Origin of the sequence: Enterobacter adelaidei, assembly GCF_041937165.1 — a bacterium.
In the GTDB taxonomy this organism is placed as follows: domain Bacteria; phylum Pseudomonadota; class Gammaproteobacteria; order Enterobacterales; family Enterobacteriaceae; genus Enterobacter; species Enterobacter adelaidei.
Map to the genome: position 1 here is coordinate 117167 of NZ_CP154354.1, position 13911 is coordinate 131077.

The 13911-nt window shown below is 49.7% G+C and carries 13 protein-coding genes and 3 pseudogenes; 11 read left to right on the top strand and 5 right to left on the bottom strand.

The window, feature by feature from the left end; all coding sequences use genetic code 11:
- Positions 1-304: 304 nt before the first annotated feature.
- A pseudogene (locus tag AAHF05_RS23075) lies at positions 305-475 on the top strand (transposase); the annotation flags it as partial.
- A gap of 36 nt (positions 476-511) precedes the next feature.
- Here AAHF05_RS23075 and AAHF05_RS23080 read toward each other — a convergent pair.
- Together AAHF05_RS23080 and AAHF05_RS23085 are read right to left on the bottom strand one after the other, a co-directional pair.
- Positions 512-3519, bottom strand: a pseudogene (locus tag AAHF05_RS23080) (Tn3 family transposase).
- 188 nt (positions 3520-3707) lie between these two features.
- Positions 3708-4412: an IS6-like element IS26 family transposase gene (locus tag AAHF05_RS23085; protein ID WP_001067855.1), complete on the bottom strand. Its 705-nt coding sequence runs from the start codon at positions 4410-4412 to the stop codon at positions 3708-3710.
- A 79-nt stretch (positions 4413-4491) separates the two neighbouring features.
- Between AAHF05_RS23085 and AAHF05_RS23090 the strand changes: the two genes are divergently transcribed.
- Together AAHF05_RS23090 and AAHF05_RS23095 are read left to right on the top strand one after the other, a co-directional pair.
- The gene (locus AAHF05_RS23090; RefSeq protein WP_001239317.1) at positions 4492-4992 is read left to right on the top strand and encodes a hypothetical protein; all 501 of its coding nucleotides are present in this window, start codon (positions 4492-4494) and stop codon (positions 4990-4992) included.
- Between the two features lie 149 nt (positions 4993-5141).
- Positions 5142-5783, top strand: coding sequence for a type A-2 chloramphenicol O-acetyltransferase CatII (locus tag AAHF05_RS23095; protein ID WP_001011939.1), 642 nt, complete (start codon positions 5142-5144; stop codon positions 5781-5783).
- Between the two features lie 143 nt (positions 5784-5926).
- Here the strand turns inward: AAHF05_RS23095 and AAHF05_RS23100 are convergent, their stop codons facing one another.
- Entirely contained in the window at positions 5927-6631 is a 705-nt protein-coding gene (locus tag AAHF05_RS23100) for an IS6-like element IS26 family transposase (RefSeq protein ID WP_001067855.1), read from the bottom strand.
- A gap of 11 nt (positions 6632-6642) precedes the next feature.
- On the bottom strand, positions 6643-7299 hold the full coding sequence (tetR(D), locus tag AAHF05_RS23105) for a tetracycline resistance transcriptional repressor TetR(D) (protein WP_000113282.1): 657 nt from the start codon (positions 7297-7299) through the stop codon (positions 6643-6645).
- Positions 7300-7394: 95 nt separating this feature from the next.
- On the opposite strand from tetR(D), the gene tet(D) reads away from it, so the two are divergent.
- From tet(D) to AAHF05_RS23120, 3 genes and pseudogenes are all read left to right on the top strand, one after another.
- Entirely contained in the window at positions 7395-8579 is a 1185-nt protein-coding gene (gene tet(D) / locus AAHF05_RS23110) for a tetracycline efflux MFS transporter Tet(D) (protein WP_001039466.1), read from the top strand.
- A 94-nt stretch (positions 8580-8673) separates the two neighbouring features.
- Entirely contained in the window at positions 8674-9783 is a 1110-nt protein-coding gene (locus tag AAHF05_RS23115) for an S-(hydroxymethyl)glutathione dehydrogenase/class III alcohol dehydrogenase (protein ID WP_000842134.1), read from the top strand.
- A gap of 21 nt (positions 9784-9804) precedes the next feature.
- Positions 9805-10227, top strand: a pseudogene (locus AAHF05_RS23120) (alpha/beta hydrolase-fold protein); the annotation flags it as partial.
- Positions 10228-10272: 45 nt separating this feature from the next.
- Here the strand turns inward: AAHF05_RS23120 and AAHF05_RS23125 are convergent.
- Complete coding sequence (locus AAHF05_RS23125) at positions 10273-10977, bottom strand: IS6-like element IS26 family transposase (RefSeq protein ID WP_001067855.1); 705 nt, start codon at positions 10975-10977, stop codon at positions 10273-10275.
- On the opposite strand from AAHF05_RS23125, the gene AAHF05_RS23130 reads away from it, so the two are divergent.
- From AAHF05_RS23130 to AAHF05_RS23150, 5 genes are all read left to right on the top strand, one after another.
- Entirely contained in the window at positions 10968-11297 is a 330-nt protein-coding gene (locus AAHF05_RS23130) for a toxic anion resistance protein (RefSeq protein WP_004248813.1), read from the top strand. The genes AAHF05_RS23125 and AAHF05_RS23130 overlap by 10 nt on opposite strands.
- Positions 11287-12180: a hypothetical protein gene (locus tag AAHF05_RS23135; RefSeq protein WP_000252081.1), complete on the top strand. Its 894-nt coding sequence runs from the start codon at positions 11287-11289 to the stop codon at positions 12178-12180. The genes AAHF05_RS23130 and AAHF05_RS23135 overlap by 11 nt, the downstream gene beginning before the upstream one ends.
- A gap of 174 nt (positions 12181-12354) precedes the next feature.
- Positions 12355-12582 (top strand): hypothetical protein, encoded by a 228-nt coding sequence (locus AAHF05_RS23140; protein WP_000336109.1) that lies wholly within the window; start codon positions 12355-12357, stop codon positions 12580-12582.
- Positions 12583-12760: 178 nt separating this feature from the next.
- On the top strand, positions 12761-13081 hold the full coding sequence (locus tag AAHF05_RS23145) for a hypothetical protein (RefSeq protein WP_000071366.1): 321 nt from the start codon (positions 12761-12763) through the stop codon (positions 13079-13081).
- A gap of 516 nt (positions 13082-13597) precedes the next feature.
- Complete coding sequence (locus tag AAHF05_RS23150) at positions 13598-13909, top strand: DUF957 domain-containing protein (protein WP_001165367.1); 312 nt, start codon at positions 13598-13600, stop codon at positions 13907-13909.
- Positions 13910-13911 lie beyond the last annotated feature (2 nt).

The following is a 13911-nucleotide window of genomic DNA, read 5'->3' on the forward strand; positions in this document are numbered from 1 at the left end:
TCTCCGGAAGAACTCTTCTCATTATTTCGCCGCCCGGGGTTATTGCTGACAGATCTGAAAGTGCTAATATGTTAGTCATTAGTAATTAGTAAAGCCTTTACTAAACGCGTTTCTACGTAAATTCTATTGGTTTTAGAGGGTCCTACTGTCCGAAGACAATAAAGTTGTACACAAAGCACTAAAGTTGTAACCATTCTCAAAAAACGACGCTAATGTTGTATGCTTACTGAATGTGTGGTTATAGGGTTGGAGACTATAAAATGCACATATAGGTACGTATCAATGTCGTTTTTTGGGTACGATCATGGGTAGGGGTAGGCGTCTCAAATCCTATTTGGATTATGAAAATGCGCTAGGTGACGGCATAGGAGTGGGCTATGGCCAAAGTTATCAGCCCTGGCTTAGAGCTCAGGACGTTAAATCCCGTGGAAACCGTTCGATAGTCTTTGGCCTTAAGACGTTTCGAAACCATCATCATGGGGTTTGAGGGCCAATGATGTAAAAAACCACGCTAAGGAGATAATTCATTGTTTAAATTGAGATTTAACGGCCTCAATTCCCCCTTCATAATATCCTCCGGTAGTGTGAACGTATAATGTCCCAGCATGTTGATATGACCGTGCATCAGAGGCGAAAGCCGCGCGATATGTTCATCCTCTGGCCCTTCCCCGATGCTGCGCAGGTGCGACAAGGCTTCCTGCATATAAAGCGTATTCCACAGCACCACTGCGTTTGTCACCAGACCCAGCGCACCCAACTGATCTTCCTGCCCCTCGCGGTAACGTTTTCTGATCTCGCCACGCTGACCGTAGCAGATGGCTCTTGCAACGGCATGGCGGCCTTCACCCCGGTTCAACTGTGTTAGGATCCGGCGACGATAGTCCTCATCATCAATATAGTTGAGAAGATACAGTGTCTTGTTAACTCTTCCGACCTCCATTATTGCCTGAGCAAGCCCTGACGGTCGGGTACTTCTCAATAGCGATCGAATGAGTTCTGACGCATGAATAGTGCCCAGCTTCAGCGAACCGGCAACCCGCATCATCTCATCCCAGTGGCTTTCGATTTTAGAAAGGTCAACACAACCCCGCGCCAGTTTGTCCAACGCCCCGTAATTCGCTGCTTTGTCGGCCCGCCAGAACACAGCCTCACCCGCATCCGCCAGACGAGGTGAAAATTGGTATCCCAGTAGCCAGAACAGGCCAAAGATAATGTCACTGGTACCTGCTGTGTCCGTCATGATTTCAACCGGGTTTAGTCCCGTTTGTTGCTCAAGTAGCCCTTCCAGCACAAAGATGGAATCCCGCAGTGTTCCAGGAATCACTATGCCATGAAAACCCGAATATTGGTCAGAGACAAAGTTGTACCAGGTGATGCCGCGCCCTGAACCAAAGTATTTTCTGTTGGGGCCAGAATTCACCGTTTTCACTGGCGTGACAAAACGCATACCATCAGCGGAGGCTACCTCCCCGCCCCCCAGTATCCTGCCAACGCTAACGAGGACTGAAAATCAACCAGCCGCGCATTGGCGCTAACCAGCGTTTCTGCTCGGATGTAGTTCTGTTTCACCCAGCTCAGACGATGGCGAGTCAGTGCAGGGATATTGTGCTTGATCAGCGGCTCATGTCCGATATTGCAGGCCTCAGCCAGCATCACCGCACACAGGCTTATATGCAGATCCTGCGCACGGGCACCTGACTCGCTGACATGGCTGAATTCACGGGTGAAGCCAGTTCTGGCGTCAATCTCGAGCAACAGTTCTGTCAGGTCAACGGGTGGAAGCAATTGTCTGACTCGGCTGCTCAGTTGTATCAGCGCCGGTGGTTCATCCAATTTATCCAGGCTGCTGATGGTCAGCGAAGGATGTTTACCTTCATTGCAGATGTCCACGGCGGTATTGCGATCAAAACGTGATGCCACCGTTTTCCAGGTTTCATCTAACTGAGCGGCCAATTGCTCCGATGCTTTACTGCCATTAGTGGGGTGACCCAATGCCCGGCAGACTGGAACCCGCTGCGCCTGCCATTCCTCCCCCTGAAGAAGTTTTTGGCGCGGATCACCCCAACGATCGCTGTTTTCCAACCAGATGTCACGACGGCGTAGCGCATCCTGAAGTCGCTCCAGCAGACACAACGAGTAACCTGCTCGCTGTATCCGACCGTCAGCATCGTACACCAGGCGTTTCCAAGGGCCTGAAATGATATGTTCAGGTGCATCGTCCAGGATCCGTTTTTTCGAGCCGTTTAGCTCTGCCAGGTAATGGATGGCAGCCAAGGTATGTTCACCGTCTGGGGCCGCACGGAAGTGCAGATCGCGCAGTAGTGCGGGCAAAAAACGCCTTACCCGTCCGTATTGCTCCACCATTTCATCCTGAAAGTTTGTATCCTGGGGGCGGGCCAGTTCATTCACTTTTTCCACGGACTCTGCCAGTCTGGCGACAGACACACTGCTGAATATGGTCTTTCGCAGCAAATCATCGGCGGTATCTTCATCAAGTAAAAGTGCGCATGCCCGCGCCAGCAGCAACGCCGCGCGGTCAAGATCCTTGAGCGTCCTAAGTCGCTTTTTCTGCCCGGTTTTCTTCGCCTCCCGGGTAATATTGAGGATCAGCATATCCAGCACGTCAACGGCCTCGTCCAGCGCCGAGATTTCTTGCGCTTTCACGAATGCGGTAAGGATCGCCAGCCGCCGTTCTTCTGGCATTCTGCTGATATATTTCACCGATGCCATTCCGGCATAGCGTGCCAGATTGCGGAGCTGTATGGCGGGCAGCCCAGTGAAATTCAGACAGGAAAACTCCAGGCTGCGCAGGCGAGTGTAACGTTCAAGTGCTTCAGTGAACGCGGGGCCGCTGATAGTGACAGGGCCTCTTTTTAGGTGCTCCATCACTGAGAGTCGCTGTCCTTCGGGGATTTCAAGTAACCCAGCCAGTTGTGCGGTCTGCCAACGGTTTGGCAGCGCGGCCAATTTTCGCCACAAGCGGCGGGTCGCACGCTCACGGATTTCACCAATGACTCTCGTCAGGGTGGATGCGGCTGGCAACAACACTTTATTTTGAAGCAACCACGCGGTGGCAAAATCGAACATCAGTCCGGGGCGTTCATTACTGAGCCATGCACGGGTATACAGCAATCGCTTCAGTCTGAACGACCACGGGAAATCACCGAAATCATGATAGCTATAGTGCTGCCTGATAAGCCCGTGGTGCTCCCAACGTGTGTTTTCCCTTTGAGCATAGCGGGAAATGATCTCTGGATAGCGGATGTTAAGTTGCCTTGCGACATAAAACTGGACACCGGGCGGTATTTGCATGAGATCGGACAAGAAGGTTCCCAGAAAGCGGGCAGTTGTGAGTTGAAGGGCAATTCCCAACCGGTTATGCCTGCCCCTACGCAGGTTGATGAAAGTAAGGTCTCGCTCATCAAGATGAAAATACCGTGCCAGCTGGATCTCGTTTGGCTCTGCGGCATAACGCCCGTAGTTCTGTGTCTGTTTGTCGGTCAGAAAATCAGCAGCCATCACGCATCCTTTCGTAAACGGGTGTTCTGTTCTCTTTTTAACCGTCTCAAATGTTATGAGTTTTGATACCACCCAAAACGGTACTGAATGTCAGTATCAAAAATCGTGATTTATGCATTATGATACTACACAGTATGGCACTGTTGCAAAGTTAGCGATGAGGCAGCCTTTTGTCTTATTCAAAGGCCTTACATTTCAAAAACTCTGCTTACCAGGCGCATTTCGCCCAGGGGATCACCATAATAAAATGCTGAGGCCTGGCCTTTGCGTAGTGCACGCATCACCTCAATACCTTTGATGGTGGCGTAAGCCGTCTTCATGGATTTAAATCCCAGCGTGGCGCCGATTATCCGTTTCAGTTTGCCATGATCGCATTCAATCACGTTGTTCCGGTACTTAATCTGTCGGTGTTCAACGTCAGACGGGCACCGGCCTTCGCGTTTGAGCAGAGCAAGCGCGCGACCATAGGCGGGCGCTTTATCCGTGTTGATGAATCGCGGGATCTGCCACTTCTTCACGTTGTTGAGGATTTTACCCAGAAACCGGTATGCAGCTTTGCTGTTACGACGGGAGGAGAGATAAAAATCGACAGTGCGGCCCCGGCTGTCGACGGCCCGGTACAGATACGCCCAGCGGCCATTGACCTTCACGTAGGTTTCATCCATGTGCCACGGGCAAAGATCGGAAGGGTTACGCCAGTACCAGCGCAGCCGTTTTTCCATTTCAGGCGCATAACGCTGAACCCAGCGGTAAATCGTGGAGTGATCGACATTCACTCCGCGTTCAGCCAGCATCTCCTGCAGCTCACGGTAACTGATGCCGTATTTGCAGTACCAGCGTACGGCCCACAGAATGATGTCACGCTGAAAATGCCGGCCTTTGAATGGGTTCATGTGCAGCTCCATCAGCAAAAGGGGATGATAAGTTTATCACCACCGACTATTTGCAACAGTGCCCTGTTTAGAGTACTATATGCGCCTGCAACAGTGGGCCACCGAAAATATTAAAAAACTGCTTTATCTCGCGGGGGATGACGCGGTGATTAATTACGGGAAAATGCGGCTGGAATTTTTGCAGAAAGCACTGGCGCAGGATACCTCCGGTGACTTCTGCTTTCGTGTGCTGCATCCGGAAGTGTCTGGCCCGCCGGATATGAAAAAGGCTTCCGCCGGGTACCGTGACTTTATTATCGGTAACAGAGCGTTGCTGGATCTGGTGAATTCAGCCGGTGAAGGGGCTCCGGTTGCGCATTATTCCGCTGATGAAATTCAGTCATTATTTTCGGCACAAATACAGGGGTCGGTGGATAAATACGGCGATAGTTTCCTGACGGATGATCCGTATGTGCTGGCGGAAGACAAGCTGCAAACCTGTCAGATGGAAATTGATTTAATGGCGGATGTGCTGAGAGCACCGCCCCGTGAATCCGCAGAACTGATCCGCTATGTATTTGCGGATGAGTGGCCGGAATAAATAAAACCGGGCTTAATACAGATTAAGCCCGTATCGGGTATTATTACTGAATACCAGACAGCTTACGGAGGACGGAATGTTACCCATTGAGACAACCAGACTGCCTTCTGATTATTAATATTTTTCACTATTAATCAGAAGGAATAACCATGAATTTTACCCGGATTGACCTGAATACCTGGAATCGCAGGGAACATTTTGCCCTTTATCGTCAGCAGATTAAATGCGGATTCAGCCTGACCACCAAACTCGATATTACCGCTTTGCGTACTGCACTGGCGAAAACCGGTTATAAGTTTTATCCGCTGATGATTTACCTGATCTCCCGGGCTGTTAATCAGTTTCCGGAGTTCCGGATGGCAATGAAAGATAATGAACTGATTTACTGGGAACAGTCAGACCCGGTCTTTACTGTCTTTCATAAAGAAACCGAAACATTCTCCGCACTGTCCTGCCGTTATTTTCCGGATCTCAGTGAGTTTATGGCGGGTTATAACGCGGTAACAGCAGAATATCAGCATGATACCAGGTTGTTTCCGCAGGGAAATTTACCGGAGAATCACCTGAATATATCATCGTTACCCTGGGTGAGTTTTGACGGATTTAATCTGAATATCACCGGAAATGATGATTATTTTTCCCCGGTTTTTACAATGGCAAAGTTTCAGCAGGAAGGTGACCGCGTACTATTACCTGTTTCTGTACAGGTTCATCATGCAGTCTGTGATGGTTTTCATGCAGCAAGGTTTATCAATACACTTCAGCTGATGTGTGATAACATACTGAAATAAATTAATTAATTCTGTATTTAAGCCACCGTATCCGGCAGGATTGGTGGCTTTTTTTTATATTTTAACCGTAATCTGTAATTTCGTTTCAGAAGGCACTGTTGCAAAGTTAGCGATGAGGCAGCCTTTTGTCTTATTCAAAGGCCTTACATTTCAAAAACTCTGCTTACCAGGCGCATTTCGCCCAGGGGATCACCATAATAAAATGCTGAGGCCTGGCCTTTGCGTAGTGCACGCATCACCTCAATACCTTTGATGGTGGCGTAAGCCGTCTTCATGGATTTAAATCCCAGCGTGGCGCCGATTATCCGTTTCAGTTTGCCATGATCGCATTCAATCACGTTGTTCCGGTACTTAATCTGTCGGTGTTCAACGTCAGACGGGCACCGGCCTTCGCGTTTGAGCAGAGCAAGCGCGCGACCATAGGCGGGCGCTTTATCCGTGTTGATGAATCGCGGGATCTGCCACTTCTTCACGTTGTTGAGGATTTTACCCAGAAACCGGTATGCAGCTTTGCTGTTACGACGGGAGGAGAGATAAAAATCGACAGTGCGGCCCCGGCTGTCGACGGCCCGGTACAGATACGCCCAGCGGCCATTGACCTTCACGTAGGTTTCATCCATGTGCCACGGGCAAAGATCGGAAGGGTTACGCCAGTACCAGCGCAGCCGTTTTTCCATTTCAGGCGCATAACGCTGAACCCAGCGGTAAATCGTGGAGTGATCGACATTCACTCCGCGTTCAGCCAGCATCTCCTGCAGCTCACGGTAACTGATGCCGTATTTGCAGTACCAGCGTACGGCCCACAGAATGATGTCACGCTGAAAATGCCGGCCTTTGAATGGGTTCATGTGCAGCTCCATCAGCAAAAGGGGATGATAAGTTTATCACCACCGACTATTTGCAACAGTGCCGTAAGCTGCACCTCAAACCCCCGGATCAGGCTCTCCAGGCCATGCAGAAAGGCCTGCTCACCATCATCACTGTCCATAATCTGCAGCGCTTCCCGCAATAGCGGCGGCAGGTTTTCGTCCGGTGCTGCAGGGCGGTCGGTCAGGGCGGCAGTATGCTCCTGCTGCTCCAGTACGGCACCAAGGGTAAAATGACTGACCGCTGAAATCGCATATAACCCGTCGCGCAGTGAAAAGCCGTTTTCTGTCATAAAGCGTAACTGGGTTTCCACCGTATCATACTGTTTTTCATCAGGGCGGGTGCCGAGGTGCACTTTTGCCCCGTCACGGTAACGCAGCAGCGCCCGGCGGAAACTCATTGCATTATTGCGCAGAAATGACTGCCAGGATTCCCCCGCCGCAGGCAGTGAATAATCATGATGACGCGCCAGGATCTCCACCGCCAGCGCATCCAGTAACGCCCGTTTATTTTTCACATGCCAGTAAAGTGTCGGCTGTTCTATTCCCAGCTTCTGCGCCAGCTTGCGGGTCGTCAGCCCGTCAATCCCTGTCTCATTCAGCAGTTCCAGTGCCGCATCAATAACCGATTCTCTGTTCAGCCGTGCCATGACCGTCTCCTCCGATTTTCAGATTGACACTCTATCATTGATAGGGATATATTCCAACTCTATCAATGATAGGGAATTAACACAGGATCTGAAAAATGAATAAACCCGCTGTCATCGCGCTGGTGATTACACTGCTGGACGCGATGGGAATTGGTCTGATCATGCCGGTATTACCGTCACTGCTGCGGGAATATCTCCCGGAAGCGGATGTGGCAAACCATTACGGCATTCTGCTGGCGCTGTATGCGGTGATGCAGGTCTGTTTTGCTCCGCTGCTGGGCAGATGGTCAGATAAGCTGGGGCGCAGACCGGTGCTGCTGTTATCCCTGGCGGGTGCCGCGTTTGATTACACACTGCTGGCACTGTCCAATGTGCTGTGGATGTTGTATCTCGGGCGGATTATCTCCGGGATCACTGGTGCCACCGGCGCGGTTGCGGCTTCGGTAGTGGCGGACAGCACGGCGGTCAGCGAGCGTACCGCCTGGTTCGGCCGTCTCGGTGCGGCCTTTGGTGCCGGGCTGATTGCCGGGCCGGCTATCGGCGGACTGGCGGGGGATATCTCACCGCATCTGCCGTTTGTCATTGCGGCAATACTGAATGCCTGCACCTTTCTGATGGTCTTTTTTATCTTTAAACCGGCGGTACAGACAGAAGAAAAACCGGCGGAGCAGAAACAAGAAAGCGCAGGTATCAGCTTTATCACACTGCTTAAACCTCTGGCGCTGTTGCTGTTTGTCTTTTTTACCGCGCAGCTTATCGGGCAGATCCCGGCCACTGTCTGGGTATTGTTTACGGAGAGCCGCTTTGCCTGGGACAGCGCGGCGGTCGGTTTTTCACTGGCGGGACTCGGGGCGATGCATGCACTGTTTCAGGCGGTGGTTGCCGGGGCGCTGGCAAAACGGCTGAGTGAGAAAACCATTATTTTCGCCGGATTTATTGCCGATGCCACCGCGTTTTTACTGATGTCTGCTATCACTTCCGGATGGATGGTGTATCCGGTCCTGATCCTGCTGGCAGGCGGCGGAATTGCACTGCCTGCATTGCAGGGCATTATCTCTGCCGGGGCATCGGCGGCAAATCAGGGAAAACTACAGGGTGTGCTGGTCAGCCTGACCAATCTGACCGGCGTGGCGGGCCCGCTGCTGTTTGCTTTTATTTTCAGTCAGACACAGCAGAGTGCGGACGGTACGGTGTGGCTGATTGGCACGGCACTGTACGGTCTGCTGCTGGCAATCTGTCTGCTGATCAGAAAACCGGCACCGGTGGCGGCCACCTGCTGACCGGCGCTATACAGGCAGCGCTGTTGTGCGGTATGGTGGACGGCATTCGTGCTTATCGCCTGCCATGATAAGCCTCAGACACAGAGGAACCGTTATGAAATCACGCGCAGCAGTCGCCTTCGGGCCGGGTTTACCCCTTGAAATTGTTGAAATTGATGTGGCACCGCCGAAGAAAGGTGAAGTGCTGGTGAAAATCAGTCACACCGGGGTATGCCATACCGATGCCTACACGCTTTCCGGTGATGATCCGGAAGGTCTGTTCCCGGTGGTGCTCGGCCATGAAGGTGCCGGGGTGGTGGTTGAGGTCGGTGAGGGCGTGACCAGTGTGAAACCGGGCGACCATGTGATCCCGCTGTACACCGCCGAGTGCGGCGAGTGTGATTTCTGTACCTCCGGTAAAACCAACCTCTGTGTTGCCGTCCGCGAAACCCAGGGCAAAGGCGTGATGCCGGACGGCACCAGCCGTTTTTCGTATAACGGTCAGCCGCTCTATCACTATATGGGCTGCTCGACATTCAGCGAATATACCGTTGTGGCGGAAGTATCACTGGCGAAAATCAATCCGCAGGCCAATGCGGAGCAGGTTTGCCTGCTCGGCTGCGGCGTGACCACCGGGATCGGCGCGGTACACAATACCGCGAAGGTACAGGAAGGGGATTCTGTGGCGGTATTCGGCCTCGGCGGTATCGGGCTGGCCGTGGTGCAGGGCGCACGTCAGGCAAAAGCGGGGCGCATCTTTGCCATCGATACCAATCCATCCAAGTTTGAGCTGGCAAAACAGTTCGGCGCCACAGACTGCATTAATCCCAATGATTATGACAAACCTGTTCAGCAGGTGCTGGTCGAAATGACCAAATGGGGTGTGGATCATACCTTTGAATGTATCGGCAATGTCAATGTGATGCGGTCGGCGCTGGAAAGTGCGCACCGTGGCTGGGGGCAGTCGGTAATTATCGGGGTGGCGGGTGCCGGAAAAGAGATTTCAACCCGTCCGTTCCAGCTGGTGACCGGCCGGGTCTGGAAAGGCACGGCGTTCGGCGGCGTGAAAGGGCGTACCCAGTTGCCGGGAATGGTGGAAGATGCCATGAGCGGCAAAATCGAGCTGGCGCCGTTTGTCACGCACACCATGGAACTGGATAAAATCAATGAAGCTTTTGATTTGATGCACGACGGCAAATCCATCCGCACAGTCATTCATTACTGATAACGTATTCAGGGAGATACTATGGAACGGATTGAACATCACGTCTGTTTCGGCGGCAGCCAGGAAGTCTGGCGTCACCACTCTGCGGTGACCGGCACGCCGATGACTTTTTCCGTGTTTCTGCCGCCGCAGGCAAAAACAGAGAAATGTCCTGTGCTGTACTGGCTTTCCGGGCTGACCTGCAACGAGCAGAATTTTATCACCAAAGCCGGGGCACAGCGTTACGCAGCGGAACACGGCCTGGTGATTGTCGCGCCGGATACCAGTCCGCGCGGCAGTCAGGTGGCGGATGATAAAGAGTACGATCTCGGCCAGGGTGCCGGGTTTTATGTCAATGCCACACAGGAGCCGTGGAAAGCGCATTATCAGATGTATGATTATATTCTGAATGAGCTGCACACCCTGGTAAGCGGGCATTTCGGCACATCGGAAAAACGGGCACTGTTGCAAAGTTAGCGATGAGGCAGCCTTTTGTCTTATTCAAAGGCCTTACATTTCAAAAACTCTGCTTACCAGGCGCATTTCGCCCAGGGGATCACCATAATAAAATGCTGAGGCCTGGCCTTTGCGTAGTGCACGCATCACCTCAATACCTTTGATGGTGGCGTAAGCCGTCTTCATGGATTTAAATCCCAGCGTGGCGCCGATTATCCGTTTCAGTTTGCCATGATCGCATTCAATCACGTTGTTCCGGTACTTAATCTGTCGGTGTTCAACGTCAGACGGGCACCGGCCTTCGCGTTTGAGCAGAGCAAGCGCGCGACCATAGGCGGGCGCTTTATCCGTGTTGATGAATCGCGGGATCTGCCACTTCTTCACGTTGTTGAGGATTTTACCCAGAAACCGGTATGCAGCTTTGCTGTTACGACGGGAGGAGAGATAAAAATCGACAGTGCGGCCCCGGCTGTCGACGGCCCGGTACAGATACGCCCAGCGGCCATTGACCTTCACGTAGGTTTCATCCATGTGCCACGGGCAAAGATCGGAAGGGTTACGCCAGTACCAGCGCAGCCGTTTTTCCATTTCAGGCGCATAACGCTGAACCCAGCGGTAAATCGTGGAGTGATCGACATTCACTCCGCGTTCAGCCAGCATCTCCTGCAGCTCACGGTAACTGATGCCGTATTTGCAGTACCAGCGTACGGCCCACAGAATGATGTCACGCTGAAAATGCCGGCCTTTGAATGGGTTCATGTGCAGCTCCATCAGCAAAAGGGGATGATAAGTTTATCACCACCGACTATTTGCAACAGTGCCACAATGAGTTACTCCGTAGTAATGCAAAATTACTGCATCGCAATGCAGTAGAAACTATGAAAGCAAACCAACGGCTGGTTATTGATATAAGCACCCTTAAAGAGGTGCAGGATACGCTTATCCAGACGGTTGGCGATGTTGTTAAAATCCAGAGAGAAGGGGCTATTAAGCTCAGGGAAACAGAAAAACAGGTTCTTGCCATGCGTGAGAATTTGCGCACCCGACTGACACAAAAAGGGGTAGATCATGGTGCGTAACCTTAAGAGTAGTGACGATTTTTCCCGTGAACTGTCATTTCTTTTTCACCGGTCTATAAAGATTAGAAATTCAGGTTTCGCGATATTTGGTGCGGGCCTGCTGATAATGATTTTTGGTCTTTGCTTGTGGTTGCTGTCATTACACCTCTCACCTTCAGTTCTGGACTTTGATATTGATGTGCCCTTGTCATTCTTCAATTCATCTGAAGGTGAAGATAAGTTAGTGGTTTCGGATTTTGGCGATGCATTTGGAGGCTTCCTAACTACATATTCTAAGTTGCTATTAGGGATTATGGGGCTATTAGTAGTTTCTTCAACTGCCTTTAAAATTTTAAAGGGGGAGGAAATAGGTGAGATATTCCCGATGCTTCTAATTGCTGGCGCTTTTCTTATCGGCTTGTCAGTTTTTACATCTGCTTTAGGTTCGGAAGAGACTGATGCCACTTCAGCTTCGACTGTAAAGGTTATCAAGAAATATGTAAAACATGAAAAATACGATAAACTTGTCGCATATTTAAATGATAGTAATTGGCCCTCAGGCGAAGAGGTATCTGTAAACTATTTAAAGGCGCAACTACATATAAAACTCGGCAAGCCAGATGTGAAGTTAACACAGAATGTTGTTAGGGCGTATATGTCTGGTGTATTACAGTCAAATATTCCCGTGAAAGTTCGTTATGCATTGGAAAAGACAGCTTTAGATAAATCCGTCTCACCACTTGCGATTCGTTATGAGCAAAAACGTATGTCTAAATCACATACCTTTTCAAAAGCGTCGGTTAATTGTCTTAAAGTAGGTAGTCCCGTCGCATTCGTTGGCGTTTTGTTCGCTCTTCTTGGTATAAAAATCAGGCGGCGAGTCAGATTCTTAGAATCAAATTGAATGAAAGCCCGGTACGCTGGGCTTTTTTATTCAGTAACTTTTATCAAATATGTAGTAATTTACCGGAATCTGCTTCTCCAGCTTGTTAGCTGAAAAGCTTACTCAAGTATAATAATCTACTTCTGATTATGTTTTTTATGGTTTTATTTTTACACAACTTATTAAGGATACATGATGTGTAACTTTACTCCTGTTCAAATTATTGCTGATTATATACTGAGGTTTCTTAAAAATAATACTGATGCCAAGCTTTATGAGGCAATGCAGCGTCTTGAAAAGAAAATTGGTCAGTTTGTCGCTGATGGGGTTGATGAACATCAATTACGCTCTTCATTAAGCAAAGTCTGTCGATCTCGTTCCAGGGCGGCTCTTAAAGAGGAGTGTGAACAACTCATTCCATAAAAAGAACATCATACGGGAAAGTTACTTTAACGGTGAATGGCTCGCTTCTGGCGGTTTAAGTTGACGGCCATTCCTACCATAGCCATCATAAAGTATGATTAGCATTCGAGTGTGGCACTACTAATTTTAATGGGCTACGCATTCAGTCTCCACCTCTCTAACTATAAAGGTTCTTTTCATGTCCAATAGCTTCGATAAGCCGCAAACGCTCCCGGTACATAATTCTGATGCCGAACCCTTTTTTCCGAAAAACCTTGGTCCATTTATCGAGCAGGTATCCGGAAGGGATCTGGCAATGCTCACAGAATCAGAGAAGGAAAAACTTGCGCACCTGATCAGAACTGGGCGTAAATATGGAGTTTCTGTCGCTATCGTTCCTGATACAGATTCTGCTGAGCTTCATGAATTACTGTCTAATGCCGATTCCATTGAAAGGCAGTTTTCCATCTATGAACGCATCCAGACGAAGATTGCGTTCACGCGGTGTCAGGAAGCATAAACAAAGTGAGAAATACAACTACGTGGTATGACGTAGAACATATTGAAATCACCACAGGCGAGCGAGGCGGCAGGATATGGGTGCTGAAGCTCTCCTGTGGCCATACAGTATTTCGCCGAATACCTCCTATACGTCTTCATAACCTCACAGCTTTTTCTCTGCGGGAGCCCCCAGAAAAATGTCGGTGCTCTCTTTGCAATTCAAGTCCATAATAAAGCCTTTTTAAAGGCCACAAACTGCATATCACAGGATAAATCATCCTCTACAGCGTTCATTCTTAAACGCAAAATTTATATTTCATTCATTCTATTTTAAAAGCGTTATAAAAGACGGAATCCTATTTAGTCTGTTTGATGCTTAAATCATCTTCAGTGCCTTTTATCTTTTACCCAGCGACTTTAACATTAACCTGAGCAGAAAACTTGTTTTCAAACTAAGTTCGAAAACTTTCTGCTCAGGTTATTAGCCGGGTAAGCCACTTTGTTATATTTGTTTCATGTTAACAGAGGAGGCGATATGCAAATTGAAAAGGTGATGTCATTACTTGAAGTGCTTTCAAGCTGGCTTGAAGATAACATCAATATGGATTCTGAAATTATCTTTGATAATGACGAAGATAATACCAACTCAGAAATTCTGTATCCTGCTGTAGAAAAGGCTAATGCCGTTTTGCGCAAAATGGCATCTTTATCTTCAGATTCTGTTCATGCAATTCGACAGCGCTTGCAGCTTGCCGTAGAAGGCAAAGCTGAATTGTCCCTCAAGGATGTGGGAGAGCTTCTGCTGGCAACAAAGTATCTGATGTTGTCCACTGAAGAGGGAGAGTAAGC